Origin of the sequence: Lelliottia sp. CFBP8978 (genome assembly GCF_034046055.2) — a bacterium.
Lineage (GTDB): Bacteria > Pseudomonadota > Gammaproteobacteria > Enterobacterales > Enterobacteriaceae > Enterobacter.
Genome location: NZ_CM188253.1, coordinates 875,928 through 894,312 on the forward strand (window position 1 = coordinate 875,928; position 18,385 = coordinate 894,312).

General features: G+C 52.5%; 14 protein-coding genes. All 14 read left to right on the plus strand.

Going from position 1 to position 18,385, the window contains the following annotated elements; all coding sequences use genetic code 11:
* Nucleotides 1-46 precede the first annotated feature (46 nt).
* The 14 genes from ispC (at nucleotide 47) to SOM82_RS04095 (ending at nucleotide 18,344) form a co-directional block, all read left to right on the plus strand.
* Nucleotides 47-1,246 (plus strand): 1-deoxy-D-xylulose-5-phosphate reductoisomerase, encoded by a 1,200-nt coding sequence (gene ispC, locus SOM82_RS04030; protein WP_320460291.1) that lies wholly within the window; start codon nucleotides 47-49, stop codon nucleotides 1,244-1,246.
* Nucleotides 1,247-1,431: 185 nt separating this feature from the next.
* On the plus strand, nucleotides 1,432-2,190 hold the full coding sequence (ispU, locus tag SOM82_RS04035) for a (2E,6E)-farnesyl-diphosphate-specific ditrans,polycis-undecaprenyl-diphosphate synthase (RefSeq protein ID WP_320460290.1): 759 nt from the start codon (nucleotides 1,432-1,434) through the stop codon (nucleotides 2,188-2,190).
* A gap of 12 nt (nucleotides 2,191-2,202) precedes the next feature.
* Entirely contained in the window at nucleotides 2,203-3,060 is an 858-nt protein-coding gene (cdsA, locus tag SOM82_RS04040; RefSeq protein WP_154127257.1) for a phosphatidate cytidylyltransferase, read from the plus strand.
* Nucleotides 3,061-3,071: 11 nt separating this feature from the next.
* Nucleotides 3,072-4,424 (plus strand): sigma E protease regulator RseP, encoded by a 1,353-nt coding sequence (rseP, locus tag SOM82_RS04045; protein WP_320460430.1) that lies wholly within the window; start codon nucleotides 3,072-3,074, stop codon nucleotides 4,422-4,424.
* 31 nt (nucleotides 4,425-4,455) lie between these two features.
* The gene (gene bamA / locus SOM82_RS04050; protein WP_320460289.1) at nucleotides 4,456-6,873 is read left to right on the plus strand and encodes an outer membrane protein assembly factor BamA; all 2,418 of its coding nucleotides are present in this window, start codon (nucleotides 4,456-4,458) and stop codon (nucleotides 6,871-6,873) included.
* 122 nt (nucleotides 6,874-6,995) lie between these two features.
* Complete coding sequence (gene skp, locus SOM82_RS04055; protein WP_320460288.1) at nucleotides 6,996-7,490, plus strand: molecular chaperone Skp; 495 nt, start codon at nucleotides 6,996-6,998, stop codon at nucleotides 7,488-7,490.
* A 3-nt stretch (nucleotides 7,491-7,493) separates the two neighbouring features.
* Nucleotides 7,494-8,519: a UDP-3-O-(3-hydroxymyristoyl)glucosamine N-acyltransferase gene (lpxD, locus tag SOM82_RS04060; RefSeq protein WP_320460287.1), complete on the plus strand. Its 1,026-nt coding sequence runs from the start codon at nucleotides 7,494-7,496 to the stop codon at nucleotides 8,517-8,519.
* Between the two features lie 104 nt (nucleotides 8,520-8,623).
* Nucleotides 8,624-9,079: a 3-hydroxyacyl-ACP dehydratase FabZ gene (fabZ, locus tag SOM82_RS04065; RefSeq protein ID WP_007373234.1), complete on the plus strand. Its 456-nt coding sequence runs from the start codon at nucleotides 8,624-8,626 to the stop codon at nucleotides 9,077-9,079.
* Between the two features lie 3 nt (nucleotides 9,080-9,082).
* The gene (gene lpxA / locus SOM82_RS04070; RefSeq protein ID WP_320460286.1) at nucleotides 9,083-9,871 is read left to right on the plus strand and encodes an acyl-ACP--UDP-N-acetylglucosamine O-acyltransferase; all 789 of its coding nucleotides are present in this window, start codon (nucleotides 9,083-9,085) and stop codon (nucleotides 9,869-9,871) included.
* Nucleotides 9,871-11,019: a lipid-A-disaccharide synthase gene (gene lpxB / locus SOM82_RS04075; protein ID WP_320460285.1), complete on the plus strand. Its 1,149-nt coding sequence runs from the start codon at nucleotides 9,871-9,873 to the stop codon at nucleotides 11,017-11,019. Before lpxA ends, lpxB begins: the two co-directional genes overlap by 1 nt.
* A complete protein-coding gene (rnhB, locus tag SOM82_RS04080) occupies nucleotides 11,016-11,612 on the plus strand; it encodes a ribonuclease HII (RefSeq protein WP_320460284.1) in 597 nt (198 codons plus the stop codon). Before lpxB ends, rnhB begins: the two co-directional genes overlap by 4 nt.
* Before the next feature lie 38 nt (nucleotides 11,613-11,650).
* On the plus strand, nucleotides 11,651-15,133 hold the full coding sequence (gene dnaE / locus SOM82_RS04085; RefSeq protein WP_320460283.1) for a DNA polymerase III subunit alpha: 3,483 nt from the start codon (nucleotides 11,651-11,653) through the stop codon (nucleotides 15,131-15,133).
* A gap of 12 nt (nucleotides 15,134-15,145) precedes the next feature.
* Nucleotides 15,146-16,105, plus strand: coding sequence for an acetyl-CoA carboxylase carboxyl transferase subunit alpha (gene accA / locus SOM82_RS04090; protein WP_154127265.1), 960 nt, complete (start codon nucleotides 15,146-15,148; stop codon nucleotides 16,103-16,105).
* Between the two features lie 100 nt (nucleotides 16,106-16,205).
* On the plus strand, nucleotides 16,206-18,344 hold the full coding sequence (locus SOM82_RS04095; RefSeq protein WP_320460282.1) for a lysine decarboxylase LdcC: 2,139 nt from the start codon (nucleotides 16,206-16,208) through the stop codon (nucleotides 18,342-18,344).
* Nucleotides 18,345-18,385: the final 41 nt, after the last annotated feature.

Below are 18,385 nucleotides of genomic sequence, written 5' to 3' on the forward strand. Positions count from 1 at the left end.
TGGCGGCGTTTTGCTTTTATATGGTTTAACTTTCTCCGGGCATCTCATGAAGCATTTAACTCTCCTCGGCTCGACCGGTTCGATAGGTTGCAGCACTCTCGACGTTGTTCGCCATAATCCTGAACATTATACGGTGACGGCCCTTGTAGCCGGCAAGAACGTGCAGCGTATGGTTGAGCAGTGCCTGGAGTTCTCTCCCCGCTATGCGGTGATGGATGACGAGGAAAGTGCTCGCCAGGTCAAAGCGTTATTGGCCGAGAAACAGAGTCGGACGGACGTTCTGTGCGGGCATCAGGCAGCCTGTGAGATGGTGGCGCTCGATGAAGTCGACCTGGTCATGGCGGCGATTGTCGGTGCTGCCGGGCTGTTGCCAACGCTTGCCGCGATTGATGCAGGTAAAACGGTATTGCTGGCGAACAAAGAGTCGCTGGTGACCTGCGGTCGTCTCTTTATGGAGGCGGTGAAGCAGCGTGGCGCGCGTCTTTTACCGGTTGATAGCGAACATAACGCGATTTTTCAGAGTTTGCCGCAACCTTTTCAGCAAAACCTGGGGTACGCTTCCCTTGAGCAGAATGGGGTTGTGTCTATTCTGCTTACCGGGTCTGGTGGCCCATTCCGTGAAACGCCATTGTCTGAGCTGGCTTGTATGACGCCCGATCAGGCTTGTCGCCATCCGAACTGGTCGATGGGACGAAAAATCTCCGTCGATTCTGCCACCATGATGAATAAAGGTCTGGAATACATTGAAGCTCGCTGGCTGTTTAATGCCTCAGCGAAACAGATGGAAGTGCTGATCCACCCGCAGTCGGTGATTCATTCCATGGTGCGTTATCAGGACGGAAGCGTTCTGGCGCAATTGGGTGAACCGGATATGCGCACACCAATCGCACACTCGATGGCGTGGCCAAACCGGGTGATCTCTGGGGCAAAACCGCTCGATTTTTGCAAGCTCAGCTCACTGACATTTAGTGAACCTGACTATGACCGATACCCGTGTCTGAAGCTGGCGATGAACGCTTTTGACCATGGGCAGGCGGCAACGACGGCACTCAATGCAGCCAATGAAATTACCGTTGAGGCATTTCTGAAAGAGCAAATCCGCTTCACCGATATTGCGGCGCTCAATCTGTCGGTTCTCGAAATAATGGATTTACGTGAACCACAGAGTGTAGAAGAAGTGTTGGCAGTAGATGCACAGGCTCGCGCTGAAGCGCGTAAACAAGTGACACGACTCGCAAGCTGGTGATAATCCATCCACTCGTGGTTGTGCTATTTGTTAGCGTTGGGCTTCAGTGATATAGTCTGCGCCATCTGCTCGCAGGTATTTGACTTTGAGTGGTCAGGTAAGCCGTGGTTTGACACGGCTTTTTTGTGTAAAGGCTTCAGTATTCCTGAGTACCGCTTAATCCTTTCAGGGACTAATAACGCGTTATGTTGTCTGCGAATCAACCAATAAGCGAAAACTTGCCAGCTCATGGCTGTCGTCATGTAGCAATCATTATGGATGGCAATGGGCGCTGGGCGAAAAGACAAGGGAAGATACGAGCCTTTGGGCATAAAGCTGGGGCGAAATCTGTTCGCCGCGCCGTCTCTTTTGCTGCTAATAACGGCATTGATGCGTTAACGCTCTATGCTTTTAGCAGTGAGAACTGGAATCGACCTGCGCAGGAAGTCACTGCGTTGATGGAGTTGTTTGTGTGGGCGTTAGACAGCGAAGTAAAAAGCCTGCACCGTCACAACGTGCGTTTGCGCATCATTGGCGATACCAGTCGTTTTAACTCACGTTTGCAGGAACGTATTCGTAAAGCGGAAGCGTTAACCGAAAATAATACCGGTCTGACGCTCAATATCGCGGCGAACTATGGCGGACGTTGGGACATTATCCAGGGGGTTCGGCATTTGGCTGAACAAGTTCAGGAAGGGCTGTTGAGACCCGACCAAATTGATGAAGACGCGCTCGGAAAGCAAATCTGCATGAATGAACTGGCACCCGTGGATTTGGTAATTAGGACAGGGGGAGAACATCGCATCAGTAATTTTTTGCTTTGGCAAATTGCCTATGCCGAACTTTACTTTACGGATGTTCTTTGGCCCGATTTTGATGAACAAGACTTTGAAGGTGCGCTGTATGCCTTTGCCAATCGTGAGCGTCGCTTCGGCGGCACTGAGCCAGGCGCCGAAAAAGTCTGATGGGGGTAGCTTTTGCTGAAGTATCGCCTGATTTCCGCTTTTGTATTAATACCCATCGTTATCGCAGCGTTGTTTTTACTGCCGCCGGTGGGATTTGCTATTGTCACGCTGGTGGTGTGTATGCTCGCAGCGTGGGAATGGGGGCAGCTTAGCGGCTTTACGTCGCGCACTCAGCGGGTATGGCTGGCGGTACTCTGTGGCCTGTTGCTGGCGCTGATGCTGTTTATGCTGCCTGAGTATCATCATGATATTCATCAGCCATTGGTGGCTGGTTCGCTATGGGCATCGTTGGGCTGGTGGATTGCCGCGCTTTTACTGGTTCTTTTTTATCCCGGTTCTGCGACGATTTGGCGCAACTCTAAAACGCTGCGTCTGATTTTTGGCCTGCTCACAATCATTCCTTTTTTCTGGGGTATGCTGGTGTTACGTGCCTGGCACTACGATCAGAACCACTACAGCGGCGCATTGTGGCTGCTTTATGTGATGATTCTGGTGTGGGGGGCTGACTCTGGCGCCTATATGTTTGGTAAACTCTTTGGCAAACATAAACTGGCTCCAAAGGTTTCTCCTGGCAAAACATGGCAGGGTTTCTTCGGTGGTCTGTTTACGGCAGCAATCATCTCGTGGGGATATGGCGTGTGGGCGAATCTTGACGTCGCACCGACTACCCTGCTGATTTGTTCTATCTTTGCTGCGCTGGCATCCGTATTAGGTGACTTGACCGAGAGTATGTTTAAGCGTGAAGCAGGGATTAAAGACAGCGGTCATCTTATTCCGGGACATGGTGGAATATTGGATCGCATAGATAGTCTGACGGCTGCGGTACCTGTGTTTGCATGCCTGTTGTTGCTGGTATTCGGGACGATTTAACGGAAGGTTTTATGCTGAGCATTCTCTGGAATCTGGCGGCGTTCATCATTGCACTGGGTGTACTGATCACCGTGCATGAGTTTGGCCATTTCTGGGTTGCCCGGCGTTGCGGGGTTCGAGTCGAGCGTTTTTCTGTTGGCTTTGGTAAGTCGCTGTGGCGTCGAACCGATCGTCACGGCACTGAGTTTGTCATTGCGCTGATCCCGCTCGGCGGCTACGTCAAAATGCTTGATGAACGCGTCGAACCTGTTGCACCCGAAATGCGACACTACGCATTCAATAATAAAACGGTCGGCCAGCGCGCCGCCATCATTGCTGCCGGCCCGGTAGCCAATTTCATCTTTGCTGTTTTCGCTTATTGGCTGGTGTTTATCATCGGTGTCCCTGGTGTTCGTCCGGTTGTTGGTGAAATTACAGCCAATTCAATCGCTGCAACGGCGCAAATTACACCAGGCATGGAACTTAAAGCGATAGATGGCATCGAAACCCCTGATTGGGATGCCGTCAGGCTGCAATTGGTTTCTAAAATCGGTGATGAGCAGGCAACGGTCAGCGTTTCACCGTTTGGTGCCAGTCAGCGAGAAGAAAAAGTCCTCGATTTACGTCACTGGACTTTCGAGCCTGACAAAGAAGATCCTGTTGCAGCACTGGGCATTCGCCCACGTGGTGCGCAGATCGAACCGGTGTTAGCAGAAGTACAGGCCGATTCGGCCGCACGTAAAGCAGGTTTGCAAGCGGGCGACAGGATCGTTAAAGTCGATGGTCAGCCTTTAACGCAGTGGATGACCTTTGTTATTCTGGTGCGCGATAATCCAGGCACGCCGTTGGCGCTTGAAGTTGAAAGACAGGGGAGTCCGCTCTCTCTGACGCTAATCCCGGATACCAAACCGGGTGGTGGTAAGGCAGAAGGATTTGCTGGCGTGGTGCCAAAAGTCATCCCGCTGCCAGATGAGTACAAAACAATACGCCAGTATGGGCCGTTTAGCGCTATCGTTGAAGCCACGGATAAAACATGGCAATTGATGAAGCTTACGGTCAACATGTTGGGGAAATTGATAACCGGTGATGTGAAACTGAACAACCTCAGTGGGCCGATTTCTATCGCTCAGGGGGCTGGGATGTCAGCGGAATTCGGGGTGATTTACTATCTCATGTTTCTCGCGCTCATTAGCGTGAACCTGGGGATAATCAACCTGTTCCCGCTTCCCGTTTTAGACGGGGGGCATCTGCTGTTTTTAGCGATCGAAAAGCTAAAAGGCGGACCGGTATCCGAGCGAGTTCAAGACTTTAGTTATCGCATTGGCTCGATACTGCTGGTGCTGTTAATGGGGCTTGCGCTTTTCAATGATTTCTCTCGGTTGTAAGAGAGATAGTTAGGAAGAATGCATAATAACGATGGCGATGAAAAAGTTGCTCATAGCGTCGCTGCTGTTTAGCAGCGCAACCGTATACGGTGCTGAAGGTTTCGTGGTGAAGGATATTCATTTCGAAGGTCTTCAGCGTGTCGCCGTCGGTGCGGCCCTCCTCAGTATGCCAGTTCGCCAGGGCGACACGGTTAATGATGAAGATATCAGTAATACCATTCGCGCATTGTTTGCCACTGGCAACTTTGAGGATGTTCGCGTCCTTCGTGATGGTGATACGCTGCTGGTTCAGGTGAAAGAACGCCCGACGATTGCCAGTATTACTTTCTCCGGCAACAAGTCGGTGAAAGATGACATGCTCAAGCAAAACCTTGAAGCATCTGGCGTTCGTGTCGGTGAATCTCTGGACCGCACCACCCTGTCCGATATCGAAAAAGGACTCGAAGATTTCTACTATAGCGTCGGTAAATATAGCGCGAGCGTAAAAGCGGTTGTTACTCCGCTGCCACGTAACCGCGTTGACCTGAAGCTTGTCTTCCAGGAAGGGGTTTCTGCGAAAATCCAGCAGATCAACATCGTGGGTAACCATGCGTTCAGTACGGACGAGTTGATCTCGACATTCCAGCTCCGCGACGAAGTACCGTGGTGGAACGTGGTTGGGGATCGTAAATACCAGAAGCAGAAGCTGGCGGGCGATCTCGAAACCTTGCGTAGCTACTATCTGGACCGCGGTTATGCCCGTTTCAACATTGACTCGACGCAAGTCAGTCTGACTCCGGACAAGAAAGGGATCTACATTACGGTTAACATTACTGAAGGCGATCAGTACAAGCTTTCTGGTGTTGAAGTGAGTGGAAACCTGGCGGGGCATTCTGCTGAGATCGAGAGCCTGACGAAACTCCAGCCGGGTGAACTGTATAGCGGTGCTAAAGTGACCAAAATGGAAGACGGCATTAAAAAGCTGCTCGGCCGCTATGGTTATGCCTACCCGCGTGTACAGACACAGCCAGAAATTAACGATACCGACAAAACGGTCAAGCTTCACGTCAATGTGGATGCTGGCAATCGTTTCTACGTGCGTAAGATTCGCTTTGAAGGTAACGATACCTCCAAAGACTCCGTACTGCGTCGCGAAATGCGCCAGATGGAAGGCGCATGGTTAGGTAGCGATCTGGTCGATCAGGGCAAAGAACGTTTGAATCGTCTGGGCTATTTCGAAACCGTTGATACCGATACTCAACGTGTGGCAGGCCGCCCGGATCAGGTAGACGTTGTCTACAAGGTTAAAGAGCGTAATACCGGTAGCTTTAACTTCGGTGTGGGTTACGGCACAGAAAGTGGCGTGAGCTTCCAGGTCGGTGTTCAGCAGGATAACTGGCTGGGTACGGGTTATTCTGTGGGTATCAACGGTACCAAGAATGACTACCAAACCTACTCTGAATTCTCTGTTACTAACCCGTACTTCACCGTTGATGGTGTGAGTCTGGGCGGTCGTATCTTCTATAACGACTTTAAAGCAGACGATGCTGATCTCTCCTCCTACACCAACAAAAGTTATGGTCTGGATGGTACGCTCGGCTTCCCGATTAACGAATACAACACCCTGCGTGCTGGTTTAGGTTATGTGCATAACGACCTGTCCAATATGCAACCTCAGGTGGCAATGTGGCGTTATCTGGATTCCATCGGTCAGTCAGCCAGCACGTCAAGCGACAACAACGGTTTTGCTGCAGATGACTTCACCTTCAACTATGGTTGGACATACAACCGTCTTGACCGTGGTTTCTTCCCGACAGAAGGTTCTCGCGTCAACCTGAATGGTAAAGTGACTGTTCCGGGCTCTGATAACGAGTTCTACAAGTTGACGCTGGATACCGCTTCTTACTTCCCGATTGATGGGGATCACAAGTGGGTGGTACTGGGTCGTACGCGTTGGGGTTACGGTGACGGCTTAGGTGGCAAAGAGTTGCCATTCTATGAGAACTTCTATGCCGGTGGTTCCAGCACGGTACGTGGCTTCCAGTCCAATAACATTGGTCCGAAAGCGGTGTACTACGGCGGTAACGATGATGATAACTGTGATAAAGCGTCTTCTAAAGACGTCTGTAGTTCTGATGATGCCGTAGGCGGTAACGCCATGGGCGTCGCCAGCCTGGAGTTCATCACGCCTACGCCATTCATCAGCGATAAGTATGCGAACTCTGTGCGTACCTCTTTCTTCTGGGATGCGGGTACCGTGTGGGATACCAACTGGGAGAACACTGCTCAGATGAAAGCAGAAGGTGTGCCGGATTACAGCGATCCGAGCAATATTCGCATGTCTGCAGGTATCGCATTACAATGGATGTCGCCGTTGGGGCCGTTGGTCTTCTCCTACGCCCAGCCGTTTAAAAAATACGATGGAGACAAAGCGGAGCAGTTCCAGTTTAACATTGGTAAAACCTGGTAACTTTCCGTTGCAATGGAATGCGTTGGCAGTGTAGCGCTGACAACCGGCGATCGCACAGACGATCGCCTTGCCACGCAAAGAACGGTACCTTCGGGTGCCAATGGGATGGTAAGGAGTTTATTGTGAAAAAGTGGTTATTAGCTGCAGGTCTGGGTTTGGCAATGGTGACTTCTGCTCAGGCAGCGGACAAAATTGCAATCGTCAACATGGGTAATCTTTTCCAGCAAGTTGCACAGAAAACGGGCGTTTCTGCCACTCTGGAAAATGAATTCAAAGGCCGTGCTGGCGAACTGCAAGGTATGGAAAACGACCTTCAGTCCAAAATGCAGCGTCTGCAGCGTGATGGTTCTACCATGAAGGCTAGCGACCGCAGCAAGCTGGAAAAAGACGTCATGGCACAGCGCCAGACTTTCTCCCAGAAAGCGCAGGCTTTCGAGCAGGATCGTCAGCGTCGTTCTAACGAAGAACGCGGTAAACTGGTTACCCGTATCCAGACTGCTGTGAAATCTGTTGCTGCCGATCAGAACATCGATCTGGTTGTTGACGCGAATGCTGTTGCTTTCAATAGCAGCGATGTTAAAGACATCACTGCAGATGTGCTGAAACAGGTTAAATAAGTAATGCCTTCAATTCGACTGGCTGAACTCGCTCAGCAGTTGGATGCAGAATTACACGGTGATGGCGATATCGTCATCACCGCTGTTGCGTCCATGCAATCTGCTAAAGCAGGCACTATTACGTTCATGGTAAGCCCTAAGTACCGTGAACACCTGGCTCAATGCCAGGCGTCTGCTGTCGTTCTGACGCAGGACGACCTTCCGTTTGCCACAAGCGCTGCGTTGGTAGTGAAAAATCCCTACCTTACTTACGCGCGCATGGCTCAGATTTTAGATACCACGCCGCAGCCGGCGCAGAACATTGCTGCCAGTGCAGTCATCGATCCTTCGGCGCAGCTGGGTAGCAACGTAGCCATTGGTCCGAATGCCGTTATCGAATCCAGCGTCGTATTGGGTGATAACGTTGTGATTGGCGCGGGTTGCTTCGTGGGTAAAAACACGAAAATTGGTGCAGGCTCGCGTTTATGGGCCAACGTGACCATTTATCATGAGATCGAGATTGGCGAGAACTGTTTGATTCAGTCCAGCACCGTTATCGGTTCGGACGGTTTCGGCTACGCCAACGATCGTGGCAACTGGATCAAGATCCCCCAGCTTGGCCGCGTCATTATCGGCGATCGCGTTGAGATCGGTGCGTGTACGACCATTGACCGCGGTGCGCTCGACGATACCGTCATTGGCCATGGTGTGATCATTGATAATCAGTGTCAGATTGCGCACAACGTGGTTATTGGCGACAATACGGCAGTTGCGGGCGGCGTAATCATGGCAGGCAGCCTGAAAATAGGCCGTTACTGCATGATCGGTGGTGCCAGCGTGATCAATGGGCATATGGAAATATGCGATAAAGTCACGGTGACAGGCATGGGCATGGTGATGCGTCCTATCACTGAGCCAGGTGTCTACTCCTCCGGCATTCCGCTGCAACCAAACAAAGTGTGGCGTAAAACCGCAGCCCTGGTGATGAATATTGATGATATGAGCAAGCGTCTCAAAGCTATTGAGCGCAAAATCGATCAACAAGACTAAGCGTTCATCCGCATAACGCTAAATTTCCCGGCCTGTCGGCTTTCTTCTAAACCGGCAGGCCGTGTTATTATTGCTATTCAGTACATTTTGACAGGAAGAGTATTTTGACTACCGACACTCATACTCTGCATATTGAAGAGATTTTAGAGCTTCTGCCGCACCGCTACCCGTTCTTGCTGGTGGATCGTGTGTTGGATTTTGAAGAAGGTCGTTTTCTGCGCGCAGTGAAAAATGTCTCAGTGAATGAGCCATTCTTCCAGGGACACTTCCCTGGTAAACCTATCTTCCCGGGTGTTTTGATCCTGGAAGCAATGGCGCAGGCCACCGGTATTCTGGCGTTTAAAAGCGTTGGAAAACTGGAGCCTGGTGAACTTTATTACTTCGCGGGTATTGATGAAGCGCGCTTCAAGCGTCCAGTCGTACCTGGTGATCAGATGATCATGGAAGTCACTTTTGAGAAAACGCGCCGTGGCCTGACGCGCTTCAAAGGCGTTGCTCTGGTTGACGGCAAAGTTGTTTGCGAAGCTACGATGATGTGTGCGCGTAGCCGGGAGGCCTGATACGTGATTGATAAATCCGCCTTTATTCATCCAACCGCCATTGTGGAAGAGGGTGCCGTTATTGGTGCTAACGCCCATATTGGTCCTTTTTGTATTGTTGGACCCCATGTCGTCATTGGTGAGGGGACCGTACTGAAGTCTCATGTCGTCGTGAATGGTCATACGACCATTGGCCGCGAAAACGAGATCTATCAGTTTGCCTCCATTGGCGAAGCGAACCAGGATTTGAAATATGCTGGCGAGCCGACCCGTGTGGAAATCGGCGATCGTAATCGCATTCGCGAAAGCGTCACCATTCATCGTGGCACAGTACAGGGCGGTGGATTGACGAAGGTGGGCAGCGACAACCTGTTTATGGTCAATGCGCATATTGCGCATGACTGTACCGTAGGAAGCCGCTGTATTCTCGCCAACAACGCAACGCTGGCGGGACACGTATCGGTTGATGATTTCGCCATTATTGGCGGAATGACGGCGGTCCATCAGTTCTGCATCATTGGGGCGCACGTGATGGTCGGCGGCTGCTCCGGTGTAGCGCAGGATGTTCCTCCGTATGTTATTGCGCAGGGCAATCATGCGACGCCATTTGGTGTCAACATTGAAGGTCTCAAGCGCCGTGGCTTTAGCCGCGAAGCCATTACAGCGATCCGTAACGCGTACAAAATTTTGTACCGCAGCGGCAAAACGCTGGAAGAGGCCAAGCCTGAGGTCGCAGAGCTGGCAGAACAGCACCCTGAAGTGAAAGCGTTCACTGAGTTCTTTGAACGCTCAACTCGCGGTCTGATTCGTTAATGGTCGATAACCGTCCATTAACGATAGCCCTGGTCGCCGGAGAAACCTCCGGCGATATTCTTGGCGCTGGTCTTATTCGTGCGCTCAAGGCTCGTATCCCGAATGCCCGTTTTGTGGGTGTTGCGGGTCCGCTTATGCAGGCAGAAGGCTGTGAAGCGTGGTACGAGATGGAAGAACTCGCCGTGATGGGCATTGTTGAAGTGCTGGGTCGTCTGCGTCGTCTTCTGCATATTCGTGCCGATCTGACCCGTCGTTTTACCGATCTTAAACCCGACGTATTTGTCGGTATTGATGCACCTGATTTCAATATCACCCTCGAAGGGAATTTGAAAAAACAGGGTATCAAAACGATTCACTATGTCAGTCCGTCCGTCTGGGCGTGGCGACAGAAACGTGTTTTCAAAATAGGCAGATCGACCCATCTGGTGCTTGCTTTTCTGCCTTTCGAAAAAGCGTTTTACGATAGATTCAATGTTCCGTGCCGTTTTATCGGTCACACCATGGCAGATGCCATGCCACTTGATCCGGACAAAAATGCGGCGCGAGATATTCTTGGCATTCCTCATGAGGCTCACTGCCTGGCGTTATTGCCAGGAAGTCGTGGAGCGGAAGTGGAAATGCTCAGCGCCGATTTCCTGAAAACGGCGCAAATTCTCCGTCAAATCTATCCCGATCTGGAAGTCGTTGTCCCGCTGGTCAATGCGAAACGCCGTGAGCAGTTTGAACGCATCAAAGCAGAGGTTGCGCCCGATTTGCGTATTCATTTGCTGGATGGCAAAGGCCGTGAGGCAATGGTTGCCAGCGATGCTGCGTTACTGGCCTCGGGTACAGCCGCGCTGGAATGTATGCTGGCAAAATGCCCGATGGTCGTGGGTTATCGCATGAAACCGTTCACTTTCTGGCTGGCTAAGCGTCTGGTGAAGACGGATTATGTTTCTTTACCCAATCTGCTGGCCGGGCGCGAACTGGTTAAAGAGTTATTGCAGGATGAGTGTCAGCCGCAGGCTCTGGCTGATGCGCTGCTGCCTTTGCTGGCGAACGGTAAAACCAGCCATCAGATGCATGACACTTTCCGGGAATTACATCAGCAGATCCGCTGTAATGCCGATGAGCAAGCGGCGGACGCGGTGCTGGAGTTAGCACAATGATAGAATTCATCTATCCACACACGCATCTGGTTGCGGGTGTGGACGAAGTCGGACGCGGCCCGTTGGTCGGCGCCGTAGTGACGGCCGCCGTTATCCTCGATCCGGCGCGTCCCATTGTCGGACTCAATGACTCAAAGAAGCTTTCCGAAAAACGCCGTCTGGCGTTGTACGATGAGATCATAGAAAAAGCGCTGGCGTGGAGTTTAGGGCGCGCAGAGCCGGATGAAATCGACGAGCTGAACATTTTGCATGCCACCATGCTGGCGATGCAGCGCGCCGTTGCTGGATTGCACATCGTCCCTGAATATGTGCTGATTGACGGAAACCGTTGTCCTGCGCTACCCATGCCGTCGCTGGCAGTGGTGAAGGGCGATAGCCGCGTAGCCGAAATCAGCGCAGCGTCAATTATTGCCAAAGTCACGCGTGATGCCGAAATGGCCGCGCTGGACGTCACTTTTCCCCAGTATGGCTTTGCCCAGCACAAGGGGTATCCGACCGCTTTCCATCTGGAAAGACTGGCTGAACACGGCGCAACTGAACATCATCGGCGCAGTTTTGGTCCGGTGAAACGCGCACTGGGACTGGTGTCCTGAATCAATACGCAAGCAATTAAGTAACGCGGAATCTGAAGATGGCTGAACCACGTTTCGTACACCTGCGGGTGCATAGCGACTACTCCATGATTGATGGGCTGGCGAAGACCGGGCCGCTGGTAAAAAAGGCGGCCTCCCTTGGCATGCCTGCGCTGGCGATCACCGATTTCACTAACCTTTGCGGTCTGGTGAAGTTCTACGGAACGGCGCATGGCTCCGGCCTGAAACCGATTGTTGGCGCAGATTTTCACGTTCAAAGCGATCTGCTGGGCGATGAACTGACGCAAATCTCCGTGCTGGCCATGAACAATACGGGCTATCAAAATCTGACGCTGCTGATTTCCCGTGCGTATCAGCGCGGTTACGGCGCGGCGGGTCCATGGATCGACCGCGAGTGGTTAGCCGAGCTCAACGAAGGTTTGCTGCTCATTTCTGGCGGCCGCATGGGGGATGTTGGTAAAAGCTTGCTGCGCGGCAACAAGGCATTGGTCGAACAGTGCGTGGCGTTTTACGAGACCCATTTCCCGGATCGTTTCTATCTTGAGCTGATTCGTACCGGTCGCCCTGATGAAGAAAACTATCTGCATGCAGCCGTTGCCCTTGCAGAGGAGCGCGGCTTGCCGGTGGTGGCGACCAACGACGTGCGTTTCCTTGAAACAGGGGATTTTGACGCGCATGAGATCCGCGTTGCTATCCACGATGGTTTTACCCTCGACGATCCCAAGCGACCGCGTCATTACTCTTCGCAGCAGTATCTGCGTACCGAAGATGAGATGGCCGAGCTGTTTGCCGATCTTCCGGAGGCGCTGGAAAATAGCGTTGAGATTGCCAGACGTTGTAATGTCACCGTTCGTTTAGGTGAATACTTCCTGCCGCAGTTCCCGACTGGTGATATGACCACTGAAGATTTTCTGGTGGCGAAATCGAAAGAGGGTCTGGAAGATCGCCTGGAGTTTCTGTTCCCGGATCCGGCCGAACGCGCCGAAAAGCGCCCGGAATACGACGAGCGTCTGGATATCGAACTTCAGGTTATTAACCAGATGGGCTTCCCGGGCTACTTCCTCATCGTGATGGAGTTCATCCAGTGGTCGAAGGACAACGGCGTGCCGGTAGGCCCGGGCCGTGGTTCCGGTGCTGGCTCGCTGGTGGCTTATGCCCTGAAAATTACCGACCTCGACCCGCTGGAATTCGACCTGCTGTTCGAACGTTTCCTTAACCCGGAACGTGTTTCAATGCCCGACTTCGACGTTGACTTCTGTATGGAGAAGCGCGATCAGGTGATTGAACACGTTGCGGATATGTACGGCCGTGACGCGGTATCGCAGATTATTACTTTCGGCACCATGGCGGCGAAAGCCGTTATTCGTGACGTTGGCCGTGTGCTGGGGCATCCGTATGGCTTTGTAGATCGCATCTCAAAGCTGGTGCCGCCTGACCCGGGTATGACGCTGGCAAAAGCCTTTGAAGCTGAACCGCAGCTGCCGGAAATCTACGAAGCTGACGAAGAAGTTAAAGCGCTGATCGACATGGCGCGTAAGCTGGAAGGCGTGACGCGTAACGCCGGTAAACACGCCGGCGGGGTGGTTATCGCACCGACGAAAATCACCGATTTTGCGCCGCTGTATTGCGATGAATCTGGCCAACATCCGGTCACTCAGTTTGATAAGAATGACGTGGAGTACGCGGGCCTGGTGAAGTTCGACTTCCTTGGTTTGCGAACGCTCACTATCATCGACTGGGCGCTCAAGATGATCAACCCGCGCCGGGCCAAACAGGGCCTGGAGCCGATTGATATCGCCGCCATTCCGCTTGATGACAAGAAAAGCTTCGACATGCTGCAGCGCTCGGAAACCACAGCGGTATTCCAGCTTGAATCGCGCGGCATGAAAGATTTGATTAAACGTCTTCAGCCTGACTGCTTTGAAGATATGATCGCACTGGTGGCCCTGTTCCGTCCGGGGCCGTTGCAATCAGGGATGGTAGATAACTTTATCGACCGTAAACACGGGCGTGAAGAGATTTCTTATCCCGATGTGCAATGGCAGCATGAGTGCCTGAAACCCGTACTGGAGCCAACCTACGGCATTATCCTGTATCAGGAACAGGTCATGCAGATTGCTCAGGAGCTTTCTGGCTATACACTTGGCGGCGCGGATATGCTGCGTCGTGCAATGGGTAAGAAAAAGCCAGAAGAGATGGCCAAACAGCGTTCGGTATTTGAAGAGGGCGCGAGGAAAAACGGCGTTGATGGCGAACTGGCGATGAAAATCTTCGACCTGGTGGAGAAATTCGCCGGTTACGGATTTAACAAATCGCACTCTGCTGCTTATGCGCTGGTGTCCTATCAAACCCTGTGGCTGAAAGCGCACTATCCGGCAGAATTCATGGCGGCCGTAATGACCGCTGATATGGATAATACCGAGAAAGTCGTTGGCCTGGTCGACGAATGCTGGCGCATGGGGCTGAAAATCCTGCCGCCGGATATTAACGCCGGGATGTATCATTTCCACGTTAACGACGACGGCGAAATTGTTTACGGTATCGGCGCCATCAAGGGCGTGGGTGAAGGTCCGATCGAGGCGATCATCGAAGCGCGTAACAATGGCGGTTATTTCCGCGAGCTCTTCGATCTTTGCGCACGTACCGATACCAAAAAGCTCAACCGACGCGTGCTGGAAAAACTGATCATGTCCGGGGCATTTGACCGCCTCGGCCCGCATCGCGCTGCGCTGATGAATTCTCTCGGCGATGCGCTGAAAGCGGCCGATCAGCATGCTAAAGCCGAAGCCATCGGCCAGGCGGATATGTTTGGCGTTCTGGCGGAAGAGCCAGAACAGATCGAGCAATCCTATGCCAGCTGTCAGCCGTGGCCAGAACACACGGTTCTGGAAGGGGAGCGTGAAACGTTAGGTCTGTACCTGACGGGACATCCGATCAACCAGTACCTGAAAGAAATTGAGCGTTATGTCGGAGGCTACAGGCTAAAAGACATGCATCCGACAGAACGTGGTAAAATGACCACGGCGGCGGGGCTCGTTATTGCTGCGCGGGTTATGGTCACCAAGCGCGGTAATCGCATCGGCATCTGTACTCTGGATGACCGCTCCGGGCGGCTGGAGGTGATGTTATTCACCGAAGCGCTGGAAAAATACCAGCATTTGCTGGAAAACGACCGCATACTTATCGTCAGCGGACAGGTCAGCTTTGATGACTTCAGCGGCGGGCTTAAAATGATGGCCCGTGAAGTGATGGATATTGACGAAGCCCGGGAAAAATATGCTCGCGGGCTTGCTATCTCGCTGACGGACAGGCAAATTGATGACCAGCTTTTAAACCGACTCCGTCAGTCTCTGGAACCCCATCGATCGGGGACCATTCCAGTACATCTCTACTATCAGAGGGCGGATGCACGTGCGCGATTGCGCTTTGGTGCAACGTGGCGTGTCTCTCCGAGCGATCGTTTACTTAACGATCTCCGTGGCCTCATTGGTTCGGAGCAGGTGGAACTGGAGTTTGACTAATACAGGAATACTATGAGTCTGAATTTCCTTGATTTCGAACAGCCGATTGCAGAGCTGGAAGCGAAAATCGATTCTCTGACAGCCGTTAGCCGTCAGGATGAAAAACTGGATATTAACATCGACGAAGAAGTGCATCGTCTGCGTGAAAAAAGCGTAGAACTGACGCGCAAAATCTTTGCCGATCTCGGCGCATGGCAGATAGCCCAGCTGGCTCGTCATCCACAGCGCCCGTACACCCTGGATTATGTCCGCCTGGCGTTTGATGAATTTGACGAACTGGCAGGCGATCGCGCTTATGCTGACGACAAAGCCATTGTCGGCGGTATCGCACGTCTGGAAGGGCGCCCGGTGATGATCATCGGTCATCAGAAAGGCCGTGAAACCAAAGAGAAAATTCGTCGTAACTTTGGTATGCCTGCACCAGAAGGCTACCGTAAAGCACTGCGTCTGATGGAGATGGCTGAGCGTTTCAATATGCCAATCATCACCTTCATCGACACCCCTGGGGCATACCCGGGCGTTGGCGCAGAAGAGCGTGGCCAGTCTGAAGCCATTGCCCGCAACCTGCGTGAAATGTCTCGTCTGAAGGTGCCAGTTATCTGTACCGTTATCGGTGAAGGTGGCTCCGGTGGCGCGCTGGCTATCGGTGTGGGCGATAAAGTGAATATGTTGCAGTACAGCACCTATTCCGTTATCTCTCCTGAAGGCTGTGCTTCCATTTTGTGGAAGAGCGCAGACAAAGCACCGCTGGCAGCGGAAGCGATGGGTATCATCGCGCCACGCCTGAAAGAGCTGAAACTGATCGATACCGTGATCCCAGAGCCGCTGGGTGGCGCGCACCGTAAGCCGGAAGTGATTGCAGCTTCCCTTAAGGCGCAGCTGTTGGCCGATTTGGCCGACCTTGACGTGCTGAGCACCGAAGACCTGCTCAACCGTCGCTACCAGCGCCTGATGAACTACGGTTACGCGTAAGCGTCACATAAGTCTTAAAAGCCGCACAATGTTGCGGCTTTTTTTATACCTGCCGTTTACCTCAACTATGCTTATCTAATGTTTTTCAAGGAGGTAGACCGTGAACATCATTGCTATTATGGGGCCGCACGGCGTCTTTTATAAAGACGAGCCCATCAAGGAGCTGGAACAAGCATTACAGTCCCGTGGATATCAACTTATCTGGCCGCATAACAGCGCCGACCTGCTGAAGTTTATCGAACATAACCCGCGCATCTGTGGCGTCATCTTTGACTGGGATGAGTACGACCTGGAACTCTGCAGCGACATTAATCAGCTCAATGAATATCTGCCGCTATACGCCTTTATCAATACCCACTCGACGATGGATGTCAGCGCACACGATATGCGCATGGCGCTGTGGTTTTTTGAATATGCTCTGGGGGCTGCCGACGATATTGCCACCCGCGTTGAGCAATATACCCGCGAATATCTCGACAATATTACCCCACCGTTCACCCGCGCCCTGTTCACCTATGTGAAGGAAGGGAAGTACACGTTCTGTACGCCGGGCCATATGGCGGGAACCGCCTATCAGAAAAGCCCGGTGGGCTGTCTGTTTTACGATTTTTTTGGCGGAAATACGCTGAAAGCAGACGTCTCGATCTCGGTGACGGAGCTGGGTTCATTGCTCGATCACACCGGCCCGCATCTGGAGGCCGAGGAGTATATTGCCCGTACTTTTGGGGCAGAGCAGAGTTACATGGTGACGAACGGCACGTCGACCTCAAATAAGATTGTCGGTATGTACGCCGCGCCTGCCGGAAGTACATTGCTCATCGATCGTAATTGCCACAAGTCATTGGCGCATCTGCTGATGATGAGTGATGTGGTCCCGCTCTGGCTGTCGCCGACGCGAAATGCGTTAGGCATTCTGGGGGGAATCCCACGCCGTGAGTTTTCCCACGTCGCCATTGAACAAAAAGTCGCATCTGTTGAGGGGGCGGGCTGGCCCATTCACGCGGTGATCACCAACTCGACCTACGATGGGCTGCTTTACAACACCAACTGGATTAAACAGACGCTGGATGTTCCCTCGATCCACTTTGATTCCGCCTGGGTTCCTTACACTAATTTCCACCCGATCTATGCGGGCAAAAGTGGAATGAGCGGCGAGCGGGTTCCGGGTAAAGTTTTCTTTGAAACCCAGTCGACGCACAAAATGTTAGCGGCGTTCTCGCAGGCTTCGCTGATTCATATTAAAGGTGAATACGACGAAGACACGTTTAACGAAGCGTTTATGATGCACACCACTACCTCGCCCAGCTATCCGCTGGTCGCCTCGATCGAAACGGCGGCAGCGATGCTTCGCGGAAACCCAGGTAAACGGCTAATCAACCGTTCGGTTGAGCGGGCGCTGCATTTTCGTAAAGAGGTGCAGCGACTCAAAGACGAAGCCGACGGCTGGTTCTTTGATATCTGGCAGCCGGAGGAGATTGATGAAGCGGAGTGCTGGTCCGTCGCGCCAGGTGAGAGCTGGCATGGATTCCGCGATGCTGATGCGGATCATATGTTCCTCGATCCGGTGAAGGTCACCATTTTGACGCCGGGGATGGACGAGCAGGGAAAGATGAGCGATGAGGGTATTCCCGCAGCGCTGGTAGCGAAATTCCTCGATGAGCGTGGCGTGGTAGTGGAGAAAACCGGGCCGTACAACCTGCTGTTTTTGTTCAGTATCGGCATCGATAAAACCCGCGCGATGGGATTGCTGCGGGGATTAATGGAGTTCAAACGCGCCTACGATCTCAATCTGCGGGTGAAAAATATGCTCCCGGATCTGTATGCCGAGGATCCTGATTTTTATCGCAACATGCGGATCCAGGATCTGGCTCAGGGGATCCACCGGCTGATCCGCCAGCACGATCTTCCCCGGCTGATGCTGCAGGCATTTGATGTGCTACCCGAAATGAAGCTGACGCCGCACAAAGCCTGGCAACGTCAGGTGAAGGGGGAAGTGGAAACTATCGAGCTGGAAAATCTGGTGGGGCGCGTGTCGGCGAACATGATCTTGCCCTATCCGCCTGGCGTCCCGCTATTAATGCCGGGCGAGATGATTACTGAACGGAGCAGGGCGGTGCTGGATTTCCTGTTGATGCTCTGCTCTATAGGTCGTCATTATCCTGGCTTTGAGACCGATATTCATGGAGCTAAGCGCGATGAGAGCGGCGTCTACCGGGTACGAGTCTTAAAAAATAGCTGACCGCTTGCCTGCTCATGGTTTTCGGTTGTAACGTTCAGTCC